The following is a 19,674-nucleotide window of genomic DNA, read 5'->3' as shown; positions in this document are numbered from 1 at the left end:
ACCCCCGAGGATGACGACGGAGAGGGTAGCGTGCCATCGTTAAAGCGCAGGCACCGATAAAGGGCCGGCTCACTCCTGCCCGGCTTCGTCCACCGTCTTGTTGTCGCCCGTCGCGGCCTTTTCCTTGGCGATGGCCTCGCGTTCGCTTTCGCGCACGACATGCAGGAACTCGGCGGCGATCGGCGGGGACACCTGCACCGTCTTCTTCTGCTTGTCGTAGATGCAGACATAGGTGATCTGGCTCTTGGATTCCGGCGACAGCCCCTCGATGGCGGCGATGCCGAAGGATTCGGTGCCGGTCGGTTCGACGAAGACATTGGGCGTTCCGAGCGCCTCCGGCAGGCTTGCCAGGCAACTCTTTTCCACGTCGGCGCGGAACTCTTCCCAGGCATCCGGCGAGGAGGCGTGGGCGGCCGGGGCAAGAAGCGAGAGGGCAAGGCAGGCGAGGGGGATGGCGCGCATGGGAGGCTCCGTGTTGCGAGGGTATCGGACAAAATGTCCCGAATCGGATTTCGTTCCGCTTCGTCATTGATCTGACACGCAAAACCGAAATGATTTTGTCGCATGTCAGGAAATTTTGGAACCCGGGCGGTTGCCTCTTCCGGTTGCCGCTCCTATGTTCCGCTCACGGATTTCCTTGAAAAAAATTCCGTCGCCGGAGCAGCTCCAGCAAAGCGCAAAGCAGTTTTGCGCCCGGATCTGCGCCTAAACAATGAGGAGACATCACGATGGCTTTCGAACTTCCGCCGCTTCCCTATGATTACGATGCGCTTTCGCCCTTCATGTCGCGCGAAACGCTCGAATATCACCACGACAAGCACCACAAGGCCTATGTCGACAACGGCAACAAGCTGGCGGAAGAGGCCGGCCTGGCGGATCTGTCGCTCGAAGAGATCGTCAAGAAGTCCTATGGCACCAACCAGGGCCTCTTCAACAATGCCGGCCAGCACTACAACCACGTTCATTTCTGGAAGTGGCTGAAGAAGGGCGGGGGCGGCAAGAGCCTGCCGGGCGCGCTGCAGAAGGCCGTCGACGCCGACCTCGGCGGCTACGACAAGTTCAAGGCTGACTTCATCGCCGCCGGCACGACGCAGTTCGGCTCCGGCTGGGCCTGGCTCTCCGTCAAGGATGGCAAGCTTGCCATCTCCAAGACTCCGAACGGCGAGAACCCGCTGGTGCACGGCGCAGAGCCGATCCTCGGCGTCGACGTGTGGGAACACTCCTACTATATCGACTACCGCAATGCCCGCCCGAAATACCTCGAAGCCTTCGTCGACAGCCTGATCAACTGGGACTACGTCCTGGAGCGCTACGAAGCCGCCACGAAGTAAGCGTTTCTGCTTTCTTGAATGTGAAAAACCCCGGTCGGCAACGACCGGGGTTTTTCATTGGGCGATCTGCCCGTTCTCCGCCCAGCCCGAAATCCAGAGCTGCCGCAACCGGTCGCCTTCGCCGCGAAAATGCGCGGCGGTCACCTCGCAGGCGGCCACCCGGTCGGCGCGGAAATTGCGGATCGCCTGGCGCAGCTCGCACCAGCCGACGATGTTGGCCGTCTCCGAATAATAGATGAGGGCGATCGGGCGGATGGTGCGCTCGGTGGCGCGGCCATATTCGTCGCGGTAGTCGATGAGAAGCTTTTCCTCGTCGCGGATGGCGCGGCGGACGGTCGCGAGGTCGATGCCCTCCGGCTGGCGCGGCGTGGTGCCCCAGGCATGCAGGGCGCGGGCGGAGAGCGTCTGGCGCAGCGGCGGCGGCACCGCGCCGGCGATCTTGTCACCGACCCGGCGTGCGGCGGCCCTCAGGCCCGCATCGCCGGTGCGCTCCAGAAGTGCCAGCGCCAGCACGACGGCCTCGGTCTCCTCGATGGAAAACATCAGCGGTGGCAGGTCGAAGCCTGGGCGCAGGATATAGCCGATGCCGCGCTCGCCCTCGACGGGCACGCGCATGGCCTGCAGCGCGGCAATGTCGCGGTAAATCGACCGCACCGTCACCTCCAGCCGCGCGGCGATCTCCGCCGCGGTGACCGGGTTGCGGGCAAGTCGCAGGATCTGGATGATCTCGAACAGCCGTGAGGCCTTGCGCATCGGGTTTCTCCGTCACAACTGACACAGCCCTGTCAGTTGGCCTTCTATATAGCACACCTCAAGCGCTTGAAACAAAAAGTGGCATAAGGCTGCGGCGCCAGGAAAGACAACGGGCAACTGACATGACCTACAGCGAAAACCTCTGGCTCTTCTTCCTGCTCGTCTCGGGCATCATCATCGTGCCGGGCATGGACATGGTCTTCGTGCTGGCGAGTTCGCTCTCCGGCGGGCGCAAGGCCGGGCTCTCGGCGACCTTCGGCATCATGGCCGGCGGGCTGATCCACACGCTCTATGCCGCCCTCGGCGTCGGCATGCTCTTGCATTTCGCGCCCAAACTCTTCAATGGGCTGCTCGTCGTCGGCGCCGCCTATGTCGCCTATATCGGCTGGCAGCTCTTCCGCTCGTCGATCGTCGTCGATGCGGTGGACAGCCTCGACCGGCGCGGCCTCGCCACCCGCTTCCGCCAGGGCGCGCTGACGAGCCTGATGAACCCCAAGGCCTATCTCTTCATGCTGGCCGTCTTCCCGCAGTTCCTGCGCCCGGAATTCGGCCCGCTCTGGCGCCAGACGATCGTCATGCTGCTGATGATCTGGGTGACGCAGCTCGCCGTCTATGGCGGACTGGCGCTCGCCGCCGCCCGCAGCCGCGACGCGCTGATCAACAGCCCCGGCGCCACCCGCTTCATCGGCCGCGCGGCAGGCGTGCTTCTGGTGGTGATCGCGGTGATTACGGTGTGGCGGGGATGGGGGACGCTATGAGAATGGTGGCCTGCGCCGTCTTGTTGCCACCGCCGAGGGCGCGCTTCAGCCCGCTGTGCAGCAGCCAGACGACGGCGATGGAGACGTAGCCATCGATGGCATAGTGCCAGCCGAGCAGAACGGAACTGACGGCGATGACGGCGACATAGGCAAAGCCGAAAAAGCCGGCGATGCGGTTGATCTCGCGCAGGAACAGCGCGTTCATCATCGCGGCCCCGACGTGAACGCTGGGGAACGCCGATATGCCGGTTCCGAGGCCGACCGTCCCGTCGAGATAGCTTTGCCAGAGATAGGGCTGATAGGTCGGGCCGCTGCGCTCCAGCAGCGCCTGCAATTGCGGGTCGAAACGGGCGGCATCACCGGTCACGAATGCGTAGAAGGCCGGTCCCGCCGACAGGAACAGGCAGGCAAGCAGGCTGCCGAGCACGGTCCAGACGAAGGCGAAGCTCAGGAAGTAGCGCAGGCGCACACCCTCTGCCTCGCGCATGACGGCGATGAAGAAGACTGGCACGAAGGTGAACGCCATCCAGACGACCGCGTAGTTCCAGCGCAGCGCCTGGAGCAGCAGCGGATCGCCGAGCAGATTAAGCAGGGCAGGGCCCGGGTCGACGCCGCCATGCAGGAAGGCATCGATATTCGCCTGCAGATGATCATAGGGAAAACCGCCCATGAGGACCGGCATCAGGGTCTTGAAGGTGGTGAAGGATCCCAGGAAGAGGATGAACGTGGTGATCGTGAGGGCCGCGGAGGCGAGCCGGCCGCAAAATTCCGCAAACCCCCTGCCAACCCCCTGCCACGTCGGGCGATGCAGGCCGATGAAGCCGAGCATGGCGCGCACGCTGATGAGAACCACCGGCAAGGCCAGGAAAAACAGCGGGCCGAGTTGTTCGGCATATTGCTGGTATGCCGTGAGGGCGAACTTGTCTTGCGAGGCTGCGGCCAGCACGACCAGCGCGGTATAGGCAAGCACGAAGCCGTGGAACGGCAGCATTCGCCTCAGGTCCGCGCGGGCGGCAGTCAGAAAGGATGTCCACATGGTCGCCGGCCCGGTCTTCGTTTGCCCAAGTGGGCATCCAAGTTCTGCGCCGAAAGCGTCAAGAAAGGGTGAAGGACACGCTCAGCGTGTGTCATTGCCGGATCGCCAACATCAAAAAGAATTTACTGTCTGGAATCGTTCAAAATGCAATCATGCACCCGCATCGTAAACCGGCGGCGCGGCGAAGACCGGCCGCCAGCAATCGGGAGAACTCGATGAAGTTGAGGATTTTGGCGGCCGCGGTCGCGCTTGCGGCCCTTGGCGCCGGCGCCGTTGTTGCGGCGGATGAGCCGCAGGTTGTCCGTCAGGACATGATGAAGAAGGTCGGTGGCGCCATGGGCGCGCTTGCCGGCATCGCCAAGGGCGAAAAGCCCTACGATGCGGAGATCGTCAAGGCATCGCTGACGACGATGAGCGAGGTCGCAAAGGCCTTCCCGGACCAGTTCCCGGCCGGTTCCGAGACGGGTCATGAAACCGAGGCGAGCCCGAAGATCTGGGAAACGATGGACGACTTCAAGGCGAAGGCTGCCAAGTTTGGCACCGATGCGGATACCGTTCTGGCCACCCTGCCGGCAGATCAGGCGGCCGTCGGCGCCGCCCTCGGCGTGATCGGCCCCAATTGCGCCGGCTGTCATGAGGTCTACCGCGTCAAGAAGTAAGCGGTAGGCCGGCTCCACTCGAATAAACGCCATCGTCCCGGCCGGACTGCCGGGGCGATGGTTTTGCGTCCGATGCCGCTGAAACACCGTCGCGGCTGGCGAGAGGGAATTTTCATGGCACTCAAGAAACTCCTCGGCGGCCTCGTCGTGCTGGGCGCGATTGGCGCGGGCGGCTTTGTCTTCATCACCGCGCCGGAAAGGGTGCCGGCGGAAACATGGGCATCGGCGGGCGAACCGGACCTCGCCAATGGCGAGCGCATTTTCTACGCGGGCGGCTGCGTCAGCTGTCATGCGGCCCCGGGTGCTGCGGATGAACAGAAGCTGGTGCTTGCCGGCGGCCTCGCGCTGAAGAGCCCGTTCGGCACCTTCCACGCCCCCAACATTTCTCCCGACGAGACCGCCGGTATCGGCGCCTGGACGCTGGCGGAATTCGGTGACGCGATGACCCGTGGCACCGGCCGCGATGGCGAGCATCTCTACCCGTCCTTCCCCTACGCCTCCTATGCACGCATGACGGTGAAGGACGTGACCGATCTCTACGGCTACCTGAAGACCCTGCCGAAGAGCACGAATGTCGCGCCGGAACATGAATTGCCGTTCCCGTTCAACATCCGCCTGGCGCTGGGTGGCTGGAAGTTCCTCTATCTCAACGACGCGCCACGCGTGGAGTTGGCGAGCGCCGAGGAGACGGTCAAGCGCGGCCAGTACCTCGTCGAAGGCCCGGGCCATTGCGGCGAATGCCACACGCCGCGCGACATGCTCGGCGGCCTGAAGACGGATCAATGGCTGGCCGGTGGCCCAAACCCGGAAGGCGAAGGCCGCGTGCCCAACATCACGCCCGCCGAAGGCGGTTTCGGCAGCTGGAGCGCCGGCGACATCGTCAGCTACCTCGAAACCGGCTTCACCCCCGACTTCGACAGCGTCGGCGGCGCCATGGTCTCGGTGCAGAAGAACATGGCCCGGCTGCCCAAGGAAGACCGCGAGGCGATCGCCGCCTATCTGAAGGCGGTGCCGGCGCGGTGAGGGGATAAGCACGGTCTCCGATGAACCGCGTATCTTCCTGGGGCGGGTGACCCGGAGGATTACGCTATCGGCACAACGCTGCCAATCGACATCGCGTGCAATTTAAGGCGTCCACCGATCGGAATTGCCGATCGGTGGTGCCCGGTCGTTGGTCGGCCGCTAGCTGGTAAAGTCCGTACTCTTGGACAATTGCTCCCAAGCGTCCAGTTCGCCGCGGACATAGGTCAGTTTGTCACCGACCACTTTGAAAGTATCGCTGCCCAGAGCAAGCCGAAGCGGCGGGTTGGATGTGTTGACTAGGGCGATGACAGCGGTTCCCAGTTTGGTGGGGTCGCCGGGCTGGTTCGTGCTTATTGTCTTGGCGGCCTCGCGCACCACTCCCGATGTTGCGTCGTAGTCGGCGATCCGAGTGGGGCTTACGACGAGTGAACGGGCTTCGAGAAAGTCGGTGCGGAAATAGCCCGGTTCGACGATCGTCAGTTTGATGCCGAGCGGGGCGAGTTCCGCCGCCAGCGCTTCGCTGAGACCCTCGACAGCGAACTTGGTCGAACAATAGACGCCAAAGCCGGGACCAGATGCAAAGCCGCCGACCGAGGACAGGTTGAGGATATGGCCCGACCTGTTCCGGCGCATGCTGGGCAGCACCGCACGGGTCACGGCCATGAGGCCAAACACGTTGACCCGATAGATGGCCTCGATTTCCTGGGCCGAAGCCTCTTCGACCGAACCGAGCAGCCCATACCCGGCATTGTTGACGAGGATGTCTATCTGCCCGAAGCGGGCGATCGCAGCGTCGGTTGCCTGTTGGGCCTGGGCTTCATCCGTGACATCGAGCGGCAGGGCCAAGAGACGCTCGCTTTGCCCCAGCGCTGCGAGCACGTCCTCGGCTTTGCGGGCAGTGGCAACCACGGTATCGCCGGCGGCAAGCGCGGCTTCGGCGATGCGGAAACCAAGACCTCTCGAAGCGCCTGTAATGAACCAAGTGCGCATCATACTCTCCTTTGGTTGATGACTGCTCCATACTTGCGCTCGATAAAGAGTTGATACAATCTGCACAAAACTTGATGTATCGATGAGAAAAATTCAGCAATGCGCGCCAATGTCAGCGAACTCAATGTCTTCATGGCCGTTGCGGCGCATCTGAGCTTCCGCAAGGCGGCGGTTGAACTTGATATGACGCCGTCGGGCATCAGTCACACGATGCGGGTCCTGGAAGAAAAGCTCGGTGTGCGGCTACTCAATCGCACCACGCGCAGCGTTGCGCTGTCGCAGGCCGGAGAGAGCCTGTTGGCCCGATTGCGCCCGGTCATGCGTGCACTCTCCGATGCCCTCGATGAGGTCGACGCAATGCGTGACACTCCGAGCGGCACCTTGCGCATCAATGCCAGCGAAGGCGCTGCCCGGACGCTGCTCTCGCCCTACATTGCCAGCTTCCTGAGCCGATATCCGGACATGAGCGTCGATCTCATCGCAGATGGCCGTATGGTCGATATCGTCGAGGAGGGTTTCGACCTCGGTGTCAGGCTGCGCGAGGCTGTGCCGCAGGACATGGTCGCGGTGCCATTCGGACAGCGAATGGGTTTTGCCGTGGTCGCCTCGCCAGCTTACTTCGCTGAGCGTAGTTTGCCGAAGGTGCCAGCTGACCTGTTTTCCCATGATTGCATCCGCTATCGCATGCCAAGCGGCAAGCTCCTGCGTTGGGAATTCGATCGACGCGGTGAAGAGATCGTTCTCGACGTGCCCGGGCGGCTGTCGCTCAACGAGCCGCGCCTCATGGTGCAGGCCGCGCTGGAGGGCATCGGTGTCGCTTACGCCTTCAAGCAGGATGTCCGCGACCACATTGCCGAGGGCAGGCTCATCGCCAGTCTTGAGGATTGGCTGCAAGATTTCGACGGCATGTGTCTCTACTATCCCAGCCGCCGGAATCTGTCGGCCGGCATGCGCGCCTTCATCGATCTGGTGAAACTCGTTGCGGGCCAGGCGTGACGACCGTTTCTCCCCGCGTCATGGCCACTTTTGGCGCGAGCGGACCATTTGTACGCTAGACCCGTCGCTTGCGCTGTCCTCAACCACCCACTTTGCGATGCTCGTCACCATATAGGCCGAGATAATCGAAAAGCTCCGCTGAACCCAACCCGATCGCTTCCAATATTTCCCGCGCAAACGACACCGGTGCCGCACCTGACGCGGTGATCACGCCCTGGTCGCTGACGGCGTGCGGCTGGTCGCGGTAGAGGGGGGCGCCGCGATAGGTGGGTACGACCTCGCGGAGCTGGCTGGCATAGTTGCCGGTATGGGCGCGGGTATCGAGCAGGCCGAGGCGGCCGAGCGCCAGCGTGGCGTCGCAGATGCCGGCGACCGGTTTGCCGGCCGCGATGAAGCGCCCGACCGGAGCCGAAAGGTCGGGCACGTCATCGGATTGCCAGATCGTGCCGCCGCAGAGCACCAGCACGTCGTAATCGGCGGGAGCGGCATCCTCCGCCTTGCCGGCGGACCTGATGGAGACGCCGCCGAGCGAGGTGACGTCCTTGCCGCCCGGTGTCAGCACCACGGTCTGCGCGCCGCATTCGTGGCGCGCGGTCGCCATCAGCAGCCCGCATTCCCAGTCGGCGTACCCCTCGGTGAGCACGATGGCCAGTCGCTTCGTCATGTCGGTGTCCTCTCGCGCTTTGGTGCTCAGCCCAGGGCGTTGACATAGCGCATGCCGGTGACCGGACCAGCGCGGAAATTCATCTGTTCGTAGAAGCGGTGGGCGCCGAAATTGCCGGTTGCCGCGCTGACGGTCAGGTAGCCGCAGCCGGCGATGCGGGCATGTTCACGGGCGCGGGAAACGAGGTGGCGGCCGATGCCGTGGGCGCGGTGGTCGGCGCGCACGAACAGGTGGTGCAGGTCCATGCCGCGCAGGCCTTCCGTTGCCCGGTAGGTCGGCACGAGCAGGGCGTAGCCGATCAGCCGGCCGTTGGCTTCGGCAACGAGCGCGGTGATCCAGGGGTTGGCGCCGAACAGGTCGCGGTCGAGATCGACGGCGGCGATTTTCGCGGTGTCGCCATGGCATTCGGCCAGCAGCGCGATCATGTCGAGGATCTGCTGCAGGTCGCCCGGACGCGCGGCGCGGATGGTCAGCATCGGCGGGCGATCGAGAGCCGGCGGTTCAAGCTTGATGACGGTATTGTGCATTTCGGGCTCCTTGGATTTTCTGCCATCAGGTGCCCTAAAACAACAAAGCCGCCTGATGGCGGCTTGTTGACATGATCAAACAGCCGCTCCTATCGGAACAGCCAAAAATACGTTGCGGCGATGTGCGTGCTCTTGATCATGGTCGCGATATTCTCGAAATCGCGACGTTTGTCAATCGGGTTTTTTGCTCGAAGGGGAGGGTGATTGCCATGGCACACCGCCGCCGCTTTCCCCTTCTCCCCCACGGGGAGAAGGTGGCCCGAAGGGCCGGATGAGGGGGATTGCTCGACGCTGACCGTCTGCGCGCCCCTCGTCCCTCTGCCGCGGCCATCCCCCCGGCTGCGGAGAAGGGGCAGGAGGCACCCTTCAAAGTCCACAGGAGGTTGCGCTGTCTCAGAAGGAAAGAGCGATGGAAGCGAAGGCCGTTACGCCTCCGCCTCCGTCGTGCCGGCGACGGTTTGCCCTTCCGCCGTGCCTGCCTGCTGTGTCTGGTCGACGCCGAGCTGCTCCTTGATGGCGCGGCGGATCTCTTCCTCGATGGCCGAGCGTTCTTCCGGCGGCAGCGCGGCGAGGCTTTCCTCGTCCAATCCCATACCGTCGAGCAGTTCCTTGCGCAGGCGCTCGACCGGCGTCATCTTGGAAAGCTCCATGAATTCGGCAAGCAGGCTGTCGCTTTCCTCCTGCGCCTTTTCCAGCTTCGCATTCGTCATCCACAGCGCATTGGCAAGGCCGGAGGGCATGCCGCTCGTCGGCGCGACGGTGGGGATGTTGCGGGCGCCCGAATTGCCGCCGCCACCGCTGCTGTAGAGGCTGTCGTCGCTCGTCGGGCGCGGTTTGCCGAGCGTATAGGTGGGAAGCATGCTGCCGTCGATCTTCATGAAAAGGCTCCCTCAAATGACTTTGAGGGAATTTTTAGGGCATGCAGCTTTTGCGAGACTTGCCGCAGCCTAGGCATCGCTTTCGACGCGGCCGGACCCGAGGCGAACGACGTGATCGGCGGGCGCGATGACGCTGGTACGATGGGTGACGGCAAGGATCGTCACGTCGCCGGCAAGGCCGCGAATATGCTGCATGATTTCCGCCTCGGTGGCTTCGTCCAGCGCCGAACTGGCCTCGTCGAGGAAGAGGAATTGCGGATCGGCATAAAGCGCGCGGGCAATCGCGATGCGCTGTCGTTCCCCGCCCGAAAGCTTCATGCCGCGTTCGCCCACCTTCGTCTCGAACCCCTCCGGGAGCCCATCGATGAAGGGACGGATCGCAGCCTTCTCGGCGGCCCGCCACAACCGTTCGGGATCCAGCGCGCGGCCGAGCGCGATGTTGACGGCAAGCGTGTCGTTGAGCAGCACCGCCTCCTGCGGCACGATGCCGACGGCGCCGTACCAGTCCTGCTGCGAGACGGTGTCGAGATCGACGCCATCCACGCTGATCCGGCCGCAAGCGGGCGCATTCGATTTCAGCGCCAGCCGCAGCAGCGTCGATTTGCCGGAGCCGGTTTCGCCGACCAGATAGGTGATGCGCCCGCGCGCGGCGGTGAAGCTCACATCGCTCACGCCACGGCCGTTTTCGTGGACATAGGAGACGCCCTCGAAGGCAAGCCGGCCCGCCGCGGGGGCGAACCTGCCGCTGGTCGCGCCGTCCGGCTCTTCGGGAGCCGCCCAGATGCGCGCGAGCGGCAGCAGCGAGGCGCGGGCGCGCACCACGTCGTCCAGCGCATGGCCAATCATTTCAAAGGGTTGGTTCAATTGCAGGATCAAGGTGTTGAACAGCACGACGTCGCCGACGCTGAGGTCGCCGGCCCGGTAGCGCGGCAGGAGGAGCAGGAAGGTAACGGCGAACTGAAAGGCGAGCCCCGCACCCATTACCGAGGAATAGCCGATGCGGCGGCGGCAGAAGGCGGCCCAGTTGTCGCGCTCCTCACCCGCCTTTTCGGCAAACCGCGCCTGCATCCAGCCGTGGCTGCCGAAATGGCGCAGCGTCTCCATGGCGGTCATGGCGTTGCCAACGAATTTGGCGTTCTCCTGGCCGGCGGCGATGGCGGCGTCGAGAAAGCGGCGTGTGCGGTGGTTGGCGACGGCGGTCAGCGCGATGAAGCCGCAGCCATAGGCGAGCACGATCAGCACGACCTCGAGATTGATCGTCGCACCCAGCATGCCGAGCGCCAGCGCGATCTGCGTCGTGCCGGGAATGAAGACGATGAGCGCAAGTTGCACGAGCGTCATCAGCGCGCCCTGTCCACGTTGGCCGGCGCTTTCGATCTCGGCCGGGTTGTGCTCGACGAAGAACGCGGCGCGCTTCTTCAGCAGCCGGGCAAACAGGCTGGTGCCGGCAATGAAGCTCAGGTTCTCCGCGCTCATGTAGGAGAGGTACTGCACCATATGCTGAAGTGCGGCTGCCGCGCCGATGAGGAGGGCATAGACGATGAAGCCGGTCGCCAGCGTTTCGGCGAAACGGTCGGCGGTCAATTGATCGATGAGGCGCGAGAAGAGGTAAGGGGCCGCCACGGAGGCGATCGCGGACAGGAAAACGATCGTCGCCACCAGGGCGAGCAAGCCGCGCGAGGCACGCCAGTAGTCGGCAAGAATATGCTTCACCGGCGCGGCGATCAGCCGCCAGTCTTCCGTCATGGCGAATCTCCCGGGGAGGAACTGGAGAGACGGCATAATGGGATCGGCCGCGCGGCGAGGCAAGCCGCTAACCCGCCCGCAGGTCGGGCAGGTCGCATGAAGCGCCGGCGCGGGACATATCCCGCGCCGGCGTCGGTGTTACGGCAGCGTGTAGGCGATGACGTAGTCGCCGGGCTTGGTGCCGACGGAGCCGTGGCCGCCGGCGACGATCAGCACGTACTGCTTGTCGCCCGCCGTGTAAGTCATCGGCGTTGCCTGTCCGCCGGCGGGCAGGCGGCCTTCCCAGAGCTGGCGGCCGCTCGTCACGTCATAGGCGCGGATGTAGTTGTCGACTGCCGCACCCAGGAAGGCGACGCCGCCCTTGGTGATGATCGGCCCGCCGATGCCGGGCACGCCGACCTTGAAGGGCAGCGGCAGCGGCGTCATGTCCATGACCGTGCCGTTCTTGTGCTTGTAGGCGATGTCGCCCGTCGCAAGGTTGGCACCCGCGACATAACCCCATGGCGGCGCCTGGCAGGGAATGCCGAGCGGCCCGAGGAACGGCCCCATGAAGACGCCGTAGGGCGCACCGTCATTGCGGTTGAGGCCCTGTTCGGAGCCCTTCTCGTCCTGGCCCTTCGCCGGGATCTGGTCACGCGGCACGAGGCGGGAGGTGAAGGCGAGGTAGGTCGGCATGCCGAACATCACCTGCCGCTCCGGATCGACCGCGACCGAGCCCCAGTTGAAGGTGCCGAAATTGCCGGGATAGACGATCGTGCCTTGAAGCGACGGCGGCGTGTAGCGACCCTCGTATTTCAGCGACAGGAAGTCGATGCGGCAGGCGAGCTGGTCGAACATGGTGACGCCCCACATGTCCTTCTCGGTCAGCGGCGGCGGCGAGAAGGACAGCCCGGAAAGGGGCTGGGTCGGCGCGGTGAAGTCTTCGGGGATCGCGCCGGTGGGGGCCGGCACTTCCTTGACCTCGATGATCGGCTCGCCGGTGCGCCGGTCGAGCACGTAGATGTCGCCCTGCTTGGTCGGGCCGACGAGGGCGGGGATGGTGGCGCCGTCCTTCGTTATGTCGATCAGCGCCGGCTGGGCCGGTACGTCCATGTCCCAAAGGTCATGGTGCACGGTCTGGCGCACCCAGCGCACGGCACCGGTCTTGATGTCGAGTGCGGCGATGGACGACGAGTATTTTTCGACATGCTCGCTGCGGCCCATGCCGAGCTGGTCCGGCACCTGGTTGCCAAGCGGCACATAGACGAGGCCGAGTGCATCGTCATAGCTGAACACCGACCAGGAGTTCGGCGAATTGACCGTATAGACCTGGCCTTCCGGCAGCGGCGTGGTGACATCGGGATTGCCGGAATCCCAGTTCCACACGAGGGCACCGGAATTGACGTCGAAGGCGCGGATGACGCCCGACTGCTCCTTCGTCGAATAGTTGTCGTTGACCGCCCCGCCGATGATGATCTTGCCGTCGGTTATGACGGGCGGCGAGGTGGAATAGTAGTAGCCGGCCGGGTTGTACGGCATGCCCTTTTCGAGGTGCAGCACGCCGTTGTCCGCAAAGGTCGTGCAGACGTCGCCGGTTGCCGCGTCGAGCGCGATCAGGCGGGCGTCGGAGGTCGGCAGGTAGACGCGGGTGGCGCAGGTCGTGCCGGATGTCGCGGCCGGATCGGCATAATAGGTCACGCCGCGGCAGGTCTGGTGCTGGCGATCCGGGTTCATGCCGGAGTTGGAATCGTATTTCCACTTCTCCTTGCCGGTCGCCGCATCGACCGCGATTGCCCAGTTGTGCGGCGTGCACATGTAGAGCGTGTCGGCAATCTTCAGCGGTGTCACCTGATAGGTGGTCTCGCCCACGTCACCGGGCAGCTTCACGTCGCCGGTCTGGTACTGCCACGCGACCTTCAGCGTCGAAACATTGTCCGTGTTGATCTGGTCGAGCGGCGAGTAGCGCTGGCCGTATGGCGTGCGGCCGTACTGGTGCCATTCGCCGGCGGGCACGTTGCCGCCCAGAGCCGGTGTCGCGTTGACGATGTCGGTCGGCAGGGTGCCGGCCACGTCATTCGGGTCCTGCGTCAGCGAATAGCCGGCGACGCCGATGGCGACCACGACGGCGATGGCGAGCGGTAGTGCCGACGCCGGATAGGGCGTGCCGGTCGGGCTCGCAAAGCCGAGCGGGCGGCGGATGGCGGGCAGCATCAGCCACAGGCCCAGCAGCACGATGATGCCGCCGCGCGGCCCGAGCTGCCACCAGTCGAAGCCGACCTCGTAGACCGCCCAGCCGAGCGAGCCGAGAATGATGAGGGCATAGAGCCAGATCGCCGCTGCGGAACGGCGAAACAGCAGGATGGCCGTGACGAGGAAGGCAAGGCCCGTGACGAGATAATAGGGGCTGCCGCCGAGCGACAGCAGCCAGCCGCCTCCGCCCGTCAGCACCAATCCGATGATGGCGGTGAGGGTGGCGGTAAGGGATAACAACATGATGGTCTCCGTTTGCGATGCCGGCCCGATGGGAGGAGAGGGGCCGGCATGACGTCCGGCTCAAGGAGGGACGCTGGAGAAATTAGGGCGAAAACGTGACGCTTCAATGCCTGAAGTTGGTTCAGGTCCCGCAAAATGTCGCGGTGATTTCCTCGCCGGGTCTGGGCGGCTCGGCATAGGCGGCGAACGCCGGCTGGTCCTCGTAAGGCTTTGACAGCACGTCGTTCAGCGCCGCAAACAGCGAGAAATCGTCGTGGTCGATGGCTTCCGTCAAAGCCTCTTCGACCTTGTGGTTGCGCGGTATGAAGGCCGGATTGACGCGCCGCATTGCCGCCGCGCGGTCCCGTGGCGGCGTGGCGTCTCGCGCCAGCCGCTCGCGCCAGGCGGAAAGCCAGGGTGTGAGGGCATCCGGATCTTCGAGGAGCCTGCCCAGTGCTGCATCCGCCTCGCTGCTTTCGGCCGAATCCGCGAGACGCCGGAAGGCAAGCGTATAGTCCGCCTTCTGCTCGTAGAGCGTCACCAGCAGGTCGCGGATTAGCGACTGGTCAATCTCCTGCTCGTCGTCGCCGAGGCCGAGCTTGGCGCGGACGGCGGCCTTCCAGTGGTCCTGGAAGCGCTCCATGAAGCGGCCGACGGCAGCGTTCACAGCCTCAACCGCCTTGTCCTGGTCCTCGTCGAGAATGGCAAGCATCGCCTCGGCAAGCCGGGCGATGTTCCACTGACCGATCATCGGCTGGTTGCCGAAGGCGTAGCGGCCGTTCTGGTCGATCGAGGAAAAGACGGTGCGCGGGTCGTAGTGATCCATGAAGGCGCAGGGGCCGAAGTCGATCGTCTCGCCGGAAATCGTCATGTTGTCGGTGTTCATCACGCCATGGATGAAACCGACGCCGAGCCATCGGGCGATCAGCGCGGCCTGCCGGTCGGCGACGGCGTCGAGCAGTGCGAGATAGGGGCTTTCGATGCCTTTCAATTCGGGATAGTGCCGCTCGATGACGTGATCGGCCAGCACGCGCACATTGTCGGTCTCCCCGCGCGCGGCAAAGAACTGAAAGGTGCCGACGCGGATGTGGCTGGCGGCAACGCGGGTGAAGACGGCGCCGGGCAGCACCCGGTCGCGGTAGACCGGCTGGCCGGTGGTGACGGCGGCCAACGCCCGCGTGGTCGGGATGCCGAGCGCGTGCATCGCTTCGCTGATGATATATTCGCGCAGCACCGGCCCGAGCGCCGCGCGCCCGTCGCCGCGCCGCGAATAGGGCGTCTGGCCGGCGCCCTTCAACTGGATGTCGCGGCGCTTGCCGTTGCGGTCGATCACTTCGCCGAGCAGGATGGCACGGCCGTCACCGAGCCGCGGCACGAACCGGCCGAACTGGTGGCCGGCATAGGCCATGGCGAGCGGCAGCGAGCCGGGCAGCGCGACGTTGCCGGAGAAATAGCCGGCGCCATGCCGCTCCAGCATGTCGGCATCGAGGCCAAGCTCTTCGGCGAGTGCCCGGTTGAAGGCGATCAGCCGCGGCGCCTCCACCGGTGTCGGGTCGACGGCCGCGAAGAAAATATCGGGCAGCCGCGCATAGCTGTTGTCGAAGGGGATGGTGCGGGCATTACCCGCTGCTGCCGTCGTCGCGCTGCTCATGATCGTTCGTCCTTGCTCTGTGCCCTAAAGATAGGGTCTCGGGCCGGCAAACGAAAGGCGCTTCAGGCGATCATCAGGAAAAGCGCAAAACTCTGGCCGAACCGGGCGAGGCGGCGCAGCTGGTGGGGCAGGCGTTCGTAGATGTGCTTGAGGCCGGGGCGAATCCGCGCCGTCCAGAGCCCGGAATAGGCGCGCCCGGCAAGCGTGGCCGGCAGCGCATAGGTCTCGAGGCCGAGCGTGCGGTTGCTCCAGCTTTCCTTGTAGTCGGCGGGGTGGCCAAGCAGGTCATAGGTCTTGACGCCCTGTTCGATCAGCCAGCAGACGGTCATGTCCATCTGCACCTTGCCGGGCGAGAGATCGCGCAGGTCCCAGTCGAAGGCGCCGAGATAGGCATAGTAATGGCCGTGGTGCAGGAAGCCGAGTTCGCCCGCCACCAGTCGGTCACCGGCCTTGAGCACCGACAGGCAGGCGCCGGACAGCGTGTTCCGCTCGCCGGGCAGGCTGGCGAGGAAGCGGTCGAAGCCTTCGAAGGCAAAGCCGCTGCTGTAGCGGCTGGTTTCGCGCAGCCAGGTTCGCTTGAAGCCGAGACAGGTGGCGATGGCCTGCGCGAAGCCGGCATCGTCGGGGAAAAGCACCTCGAAGGTGAGCGCGCCATGCCGCGCCAGCGCGTTCCGTCGCCGGTTGCGGTTGCGCCGCTGCGTCTTGCTGAGCGTTGCGGCATAATCGTCCGACGTGGCGAAGGCGGACAGGTCCAGCATGGCGGCCGTGTTGCTACGGCCGGGCAGGGGCGATGTCCCCTCGACCAGGGCGGCGAGCGCCGAGCCCGCCGGCACGCTTTCGATAAGGACGACGTCATGCCGTTCGGGTGCCAGGCCTGCCAGCAGCAGGCGTGTGGCCTCGTGGCCGTCGAAGGACGGATCGATGAGGAGATTGGCATATTGGCTGTGCGGCCAGCCGAGCGGTTCGAGGCGTTTCACCACGCGGCCGGACAGCATCATCGGCCATACCGCAACCAAGTTTCCGCCCTGCCGCAGCGTATGGATTTCCGGCCGGCAGCCTGCATCCGCAACGACGTCGAGCCAGTGCTGGCACCAGTCGAAACTCTGGAAATAGGCAAGCGGATCGGCGGCGCGGGCATCGAGCGCGCGCCAGTCTGCTGCAACGGCGTGCATGGCGGAGCGATCGCGCAGCACGTGATGCTGCACAGCGGCGTCGTCAGCCGTGCCGGTCCCCTCCATAGCCATTGCCCATCCGTTTTCCTGCGCGGTGACGCTAGCAGCGCCGGCTGAACAAAACCTTTCCCGCTTTTGTCCCCGTTTGGCTCTTGCAGGGTGGATGAAGATGGAATTTCATAACCTTCTGAATAAGCGAGCGGTTTCGTCCGTCCCTTTCTCAGCAGAAATGCGTGCGTGAATTTCCGGTTGCCGGCCATGCCGGCGGGCCTCGATCGTTTCCTTGGGAGGGTATCGTGCAGCGGAATGTCCATCGGATGATCGGGGCGCTCGCCGCCTGTCTTCTCTTCCTCGCAGCGCCCGCGGCCTTCGCCGCCGAACGTTATGCGCTCCTCATCGGCAATGCCGAATATGAGGATGCCGAACCGCTGGAAAACCCGCTGAACGATATCGACCTCGTCGGCGAGGCGCTGGAGCGGGTCGATTTCTCCGTGACGCGCGCCACCGATGTCGACCATCTCGGCATGCTGTCGGCGCTCAACAATTTTACCCGCGTGGCGGAAAAGGCGGAGAACCCGGTGCTCTTCGTCTATTTCTCCGGCTATGCCGTGCAGATCGACGGCGACAATTTTCTCTTGCCGACCGACGCATCGGGCCGCACGCTGACCGGCTTGCGCAACCGCTCGCTTGCCGTTTCGGAAGTGACCGAAACCCTGCGCAAGCTCGGCACCGGCCTCAAGGTCGTGCTGTTCGACGCGGCCCATGAAAACCCGTTCCTCACGCTGCGCGACATCCCGGATGGCCTGGCCGAGCCGAAGAACGCCGAGGGCATCCACTATGCCTATGCGTCGGCACCCGGCACGGCCTACGATTACGAGGGCACGCCGGTCAGCCCCTTCGCGTCCGCCTTCGTCGACGCGATCAGCATTCCCGGCATCGTGCTGGAGGACGCCTTCCGCAAGGTGGGCGAGATCGTCAAGGAGCGCAGCAAGGGCCGGCAGGAAACCTGGCAGAGCGATGCCGACTACGGCAAGTTCGCGCTCAGCCCCAAGGACGACAAGGTCGACCCGGCGGAAATCGCCTTCTACGAATTTGCCGCGCTCGCCGATAACCGCGAGGCCTATGACCGCTATCTCAGCCGCTATCCGGAGGGCATCTTCGCCTATATCGCGCAGCGCAAGATCGACCTGCTCGGCAAGCGTTTCGAGGGCGACCACGAGGATACCGGCAACCTGCCCTATCTCAGCATCGCCAACGACCGGCACGATCCCTGCGGTCGCCTGACCTTCGGCGGCAGCAAGAGCGACCGCCGCCTGTCCGATCTCTACAAGGACGGCCAGCTCGTGCTCGTCGATTTCAGCTTCTGGTATCCGCCGGAAAGCTGCGACTACCTTTCCTATTTCACCACCGAATATTCGCATGAGCGCCTGCGCAACATCATCACCTCGGCAAGCATTCCCGAGCGCCGCATCTATGTCGCGAGCCAGGACGACCTCAGCCCCAGCGAGGAGCGCGCGATCTACGACTATTTCGACGAGGATCGCCGCGGCTACGCCCAGTCGCTGATGTTCCGCGCCATCAACGAGGAGCGCCGCCACGGCCTCGGCATCGCGGTGAAGACGCCGGACGACAATGCGCGCGAATATGTCGACGAGGTCAAATGCGGCGACGGCTGCCTGCGCTTCCGCGGTCTCGTGCGCTTCCGCGACAACAGCGGGCGTTCGCTGGAGGATTACGAGTTCGAATTCGTCGACGTGCGCCGCCTCGGCTTCTACGATAAATACCGCGATGCCCTGCGCGATTTCCCGAGCGACGAGCACGCTTCGAACGACAGCGCGAGCCACGAGACGAAGACGGATGGTTACGCCGACACCGCTTCGTCGAGCCATGATGACGGCTACGGTTCGGATGCCGATCCCTACCGCTCGTCGCGTTCGGTCGGCGGTTGGGATATCGTCGCGGACTTCTCCGGCGACCGCTTCCTCAACTGCCGCGCCACCCGCCGCGGCGATGGCGATCGCTATGCCGCCTTCCGCTGGTACGACGACGGCCACGTGACCTTCGGCTTCCAGGACAAGGGTTACGACTACGGCGACGATTATGCGAGCGACGCGAAATACTGGATCGACGACGGCCAGGGCTACGATATCCACGGCAAGGCCTATGGCGGCCAGGAAATCGCCTACGATCTTGGCCGCGACCGCTCGGTGATCGATGCCCTGAAACGCGGCAACCACATCCGCATCGGCGATATCAGCACCAGCCTCAAGGGCTCGAGCGCGATGCTGGACGATCTGCAGGAATGCGTGGGGGCGTTTCGGTAGGCGCTGTCAGACGCTCTTGTGACGCGGAAAATATGTGCTATTTTCGTAGCACATATTTGGAGATTTCCGTATGAGCAATACAGTGAAAATTCGTCGTCAGGGTGGCGCTACTGTCTTCAGTGTTCCGCCTGCGATGCTGAAGATGCTGGGTGCGGAAGTGGGAACGGAATTGACCCTGAGCGTCGACAACGGGTCGCTGATCGCAACGCCCGCTCAACCACGAAAGCGATATACGCTGGCGCAGCTTCTGGAAGGGGCCGACGAGATGGCCGACCTGAACAAGCAGGCCGCTGCCTGGCAGGGCGGTGACCGCGTCGGCAACGAAACGTTCTGATGGTTCGCAGCAACGTTCCGAAGCGGGGTGACGTGTTCATCGTCGATCTGAACCCGGTGGTGGGTAACGAGATGAAGGACGAACACCGCTGCGTCGTGATCACGCCGCGCGAGATCAACGCGATCGGCATGTGCCTTGTCGTGCCGATTACCACGGGAGGCGCGTTTGCCCGCAAGGCCGGATTGGCCGTCAACATTTCGGGCCACAGAACGACGGGCGTTGCACTTTGCAATCAGCTGCGAGGTCTTGATATCGTTGAGCGGGTGAAAAACAAAACCGCCCGCTTCATCGAAACACTGGATAGTTACACCACGGACGAGATCGCCGCACGCGTGGTGAGCATGATCGACCCCGCATAGGCCGGGGCCGCGGGAAGGGGAG

The 19,674-nt window shown here is 64.3% G+C and carries 19 protein-coding genes; 8 read left to right on the top strand and 11 right to left on the bottom strand.

What is annotated here, in order from left to right; genetic code table 11:
- Positions 1-69: 69 nt before the first annotated feature.
- Positions 70-462: a hypothetical protein gene (locus GR138_RS18375; protein ID WP_160860698.1), complete on the bottom strand. Its 393-nt coding sequence runs from the start codon at positions 460-462 to the stop codon at positions 70-72.
- Positions 463-728: 266 nt separating this feature from the next.
- Between GR138_RS18375 and GR138_RS18370 the strand changes: the two genes are divergently transcribed.
- The gene (locus tag GR138_RS18370) at positions 729-1,331 is read left to right on the top strand and encodes a superoxide dismutase (RefSeq protein WP_160860697.1); all 603 of its coding nucleotides are present in this window, start codon (positions 729-731) and stop codon (positions 1,329-1,331) included.
- Between the two features lie 54 nt (positions 1,332-1,385).
- On the opposite strand, the gene GR138_RS18365 is transcribed toward GR138_RS18370, so the two are convergent.
- Complete coding sequence (locus GR138_RS18365; protein WP_160860696.1) at positions 1,386-2,084, bottom strand: helix-turn-helix transcriptional regulator; 699 nt, start codon at positions 2,082-2,084, stop codon at positions 1,386-1,388.
- Positions 2,085-2,206: 122 nt separating this feature from the next.
- On the opposite strand from GR138_RS18365, the gene GR138_RS18360 reads away from it, so the two are divergent.
- Complete coding sequence (locus tag GR138_RS18360; protein WP_160860695.1) at positions 2,207-2,842, top strand: LysE family translocator; 636 nt, start codon at positions 2,207-2,209, stop codon at positions 2,840-2,842.
- Here GR138_RS18360 and GR138_RS18355 read toward each other — a convergent pair.
- Positions 2,811-3,833 (bottom strand): phosphatase PAP2 family protein, encoded by a 1,023-nt coding sequence (locus tag GR138_RS18355; RefSeq protein ID WP_160860694.1) that lies wholly within the window; start codon positions 3,831-3,833, stop codon positions 2,811-2,813. The two genes, GR138_RS18360 and GR138_RS18355, sit on opposite strands and share 32 nt — an antisense overlap.
- Before the next feature lie 260 nt (positions 3,834-4,093).
- Between GR138_RS18355 and GR138_RS18350 the strand changes: the two genes are divergently transcribed.
- The gene (locus GR138_RS18350; RefSeq protein WP_160860693.1) at positions 4,094-4,537 is read left to right on the top strand and encodes a c-type cytochrome; all 444 of its coding nucleotides are present in this window, start codon (positions 4,094-4,096) and stop codon (positions 4,535-4,537) included.
- A 114-nt stretch (positions 4,538-4,651) separates the two neighbouring features.
- A complete protein-coding gene (locus GR138_RS18345; RefSeq protein ID WP_160860692.1) occupies positions 4,652-5,560 on the top strand; it encodes a c-type cytochrome in 909 nt (302 codons plus the stop codon).
- A 159-nt stretch (positions 5,561-5,719) separates the two neighbouring features.
- On the opposite strand, the gene GR138_RS18340 is transcribed toward GR138_RS18345, so the two are convergent.
- Complete coding sequence (locus tag GR138_RS18340) at positions 5,720-6,550, bottom strand: oxidoreductase (protein WP_160860691.1); 831 nt, start codon at positions 6,548-6,550, stop codon at positions 5,720-5,722.
- A gap of 99 nt (positions 6,551-6,649) precedes the next feature.
- Here GR138_RS18340 and GR138_RS18335 point away from each other — a divergent pair, with 99 nt between their 5' ends.
- A complete protein-coding gene (locus GR138_RS18335) occupies positions 6,650-7,546 on the top strand; it encodes a LysR family transcriptional regulator (RefSeq protein WP_160860690.1) in 897 nt (298 codons plus the stop codon).
- Positions 7,547-7,625: 79 nt separating this feature from the next.
- On the opposite strand, the gene GR138_RS18330 is transcribed toward GR138_RS18335, so the two are convergent.
- The 7 genes from GR138_RS18330 to GR138_RS18300 all read right to left on the bottom strand — a co-directional run bounded on the left by GR138_RS18330 (position 7,626) and on the right by GR138_RS18300 (position 16,707).
- Complete coding sequence (locus tag GR138_RS18330) at positions 7,626-8,210, bottom strand: DJ-1/PfpI family protein (protein WP_160860689.1); 585 nt, start codon at positions 8,208-8,210, stop codon at positions 7,626-7,628.
- A gap of 26 nt (positions 8,211-8,236) precedes the next feature.
- Positions 8,237-8,737: a GNAT family N-acetyltransferase gene (locus tag GR138_RS18325; protein ID WP_160860688.1), complete on the bottom strand. Its 501-nt coding sequence runs from the start codon at positions 8,735-8,737 to the stop codon at positions 8,237-8,239.
- Positions 8,738-9,162: 425 nt separating this feature from the next.
- Positions 9,163-9,615, bottom strand: coding sequence for a hypothetical protein (locus tag GR138_RS18320; protein WP_160860687.1), 453 nt, complete (start codon positions 9,613-9,615; stop codon positions 9,163-9,165).
- Positions 9,616-9,684: 69 nt separating this feature from the next.
- Positions 9,685-11,361 (bottom strand): ABC transporter ATP-binding protein, encoded by a 1,677-nt coding sequence (locus GR138_RS18315; RefSeq protein ID WP_160860686.1) that lies wholly within the window; start codon positions 11,359-11,361, stop codon positions 9,685-9,687.
- Positions 11,362-11,499: 138 nt separating this feature from the next.
- Positions 11,500-13,833: a glucose/quinate/shikimate family membrane-bound PQQ-dependent dehydrogenase gene (locus GR138_RS18310; protein WP_160860685.1), complete on the bottom strand. Its 2,334-nt coding sequence runs from the start codon at positions 13,831-13,833 to the stop codon at positions 11,500-11,502.
- Positions 13,834-13,954: 121 nt separating this feature from the next.
- Positions 13,955-15,463: a protein adenylyltransferase SelO gene (locus tag GR138_RS18305; RefSeq protein WP_160860684.1), complete on the bottom strand. Its 1,509-nt coding sequence runs from the start codon at positions 15,461-15,463 to the stop codon at positions 13,955-13,957.
- 62 nt (positions 15,464-15,525) lie between these two features.
- Complete coding sequence (locus GR138_RS18300; protein ID WP_160860683.1) at positions 15,526-16,707, bottom strand: GNAT family N-acetyltransferase; 1,182 nt, start codon at positions 16,705-16,707, stop codon at positions 15,526-15,528.
- Between the two features lie 224 nt (positions 16,708-16,931).
- Here GR138_RS18300 and GR138_RS18295 point away from each other — a divergent pair, with 224 nt between their 5' ends.
- The 3 genes from GR138_RS18295 (at position 16,932) to mazF (ending at position 19,652) form a co-directional block, all read left to right on the top strand.
- On the top strand, positions 16,932-18,959 hold the full coding sequence (locus GR138_RS18295; RefSeq protein WP_160860682.1) for a caspase family protein: 2,028 nt from the start codon (positions 16,932-16,934) through the stop codon (positions 18,957-18,959).
- 70 nt (positions 18,960-19,029) lie between these two features.
- Positions 19,030-19,293, top strand: coding sequence for a type II toxin-antitoxin system antitoxin MazE (mazE, locus tag GR138_RS18290; protein WP_160860681.1), 264 nt, complete (start codon positions 19,030-19,032; stop codon positions 19,291-19,293).
- Positions 19,293-19,652: a type II toxin-antitoxin system toxin MazF gene (gene mazF / locus GR138_RS18285; RefSeq protein ID WP_160860680.1), complete on the top strand. Its 360-nt coding sequence runs from the start codon at positions 19,293-19,295 to the stop codon at positions 19,650-19,652. Before mazE ends, mazF begins: the two co-directional genes overlap by 1 nt.
- Positions 19,653-19,674: the final 22 nt, after the last annotated feature.

Source organism: Shinella kummerowiae, from assembly GCF_009827055.1.
Classification (GTDB): domain Bacteria; phylum Pseudomonadota; class Alphaproteobacteria; order Rhizobiales; family Rhizobiaceae; genus Shinella; species Shinella kummerowiae.
Note: the sequence above shows the minus strand (reverse complement) of the source record. Positions and strands in the feature narration are given on the sequence as shown.

Bases quoted from the DNA above. Each gene is read 5' to 3' on its own strand.
- GR138_RS18310 (WP_160860685.1), bottom strand. From the start codon at position 13,833: ATGTTGTTATCCCTTACCGCCACCCTCACCGCCATCATCGGATTGGTG.
- GR138_RS18355 (WP_160860694.1), bottom strand. From the start codon at position 3,833: ATGCTGCCGTTCCACGGCTTCGTGCTTGCCTATACCGCGCTGGTCGTG.
- GR138_RS18340 (WP_160860691.1), bottom strand. From the start codon at position 6,550: ATGCGCACTTGGTTCATTACAGGCGCTTCGAGAGGTCTTGGTTTCCGC.
- GR138_RS18345 (WP_160860692.1), top strand. From the start codon at position 4,652: ATGGCACTCAAGAAACTCCTCGGCGGCCTCGTCGTGCTGGGCGCGATT.
- GR138_RS18315 (WP_160860686.1), bottom strand. From the start codon at position 11,361: ATGACGGAAGACTGGCGGCTGATCGCCGCGCCGGTGAAGCATATTCTT.
- mazE (WP_160860681.1), top strand. From the start codon at position 19,030: ATGAGCAATACAGTGAAAATTCGTCGTCAGGGTGGCGCTACTGTCTTC.
- GR138_RS18335 (WP_160860690.1), top strand. From the start codon at position 6,650: ATGCGCGCCAATGTCAGCGAACTCAATGTCTTCATGGCCGTTGCGGCG.
- GR138_RS18375 (WP_160860698.1), bottom strand. From the start codon at position 462: ATGCGCGCCATCCCCCTCGCCTGCCTTGCCCTCTCGCTTCTTGCCCCG.
- GR138_RS18370 (WP_160860697.1), top strand. From the start codon at position 729: ATGGCTTTCGAACTTCCGCCGCTTCCCTATGATTACGATGCGCTTTCG.
- GR138_RS18330 (WP_160860689.1), bottom strand. From the start codon at position 8,210: ATGACGAAGCGACTGGCCATCGTGCTCACCGAGGGGTACGCCGACTGG.
- GR138_RS18365 (WP_160860696.1), bottom strand. From the start codon at position 2,084: ATGCGCAAGGCCTCACGGCTGTTCGAGATCATCCAGATCCTGCGACTT.
- GR138_RS18305 (WP_160860684.1), bottom strand. From the start codon at position 15,463: ATGAGCAGCGCGACGACGGCAGCAGCGGGTAATGCCCGCACCATCCCC.
- GR138_RS18320 (WP_160860687.1), bottom strand. From the start codon at position 9,615: ATGAAGATCGACGGCAGCATGCTTCCCACCTATACGCTCGGCAAACCG.
- GR138_RS18360 (WP_160860695.1), top strand. From the start codon at position 2,207: ATGACCTACAGCGAAAACCTCTGGCTCTTCTTCCTGCTCGTCTCGGGC.
- GR138_RS18300 (WP_160860683.1), bottom strand. From the start codon at position 16,707: ATGGCTATGGAGGGGACCGGCACGGCTGACGACGCCGCTGTGCAGCAT.
- mazF (WP_160860680.1), top strand. From the start codon at position 19,293: ATGGTTCGCAGCAACGTTCCGAAGCGGGGTGACGTGTTCATCGTCGAT.
- GR138_RS18350 (WP_160860693.1), top strand. From the start codon at position 4,094: ATGAAGTTGAGGATTTTGGCGGCCGCGGTCGCGCTTGCGGCCCTTGGC.
- GR138_RS18325 (WP_160860688.1), bottom strand. From the start codon at position 8,737: ATGCACAATACCGTCATCAAGCTTGAACCGCCGGCTCTCGATCGCCCG.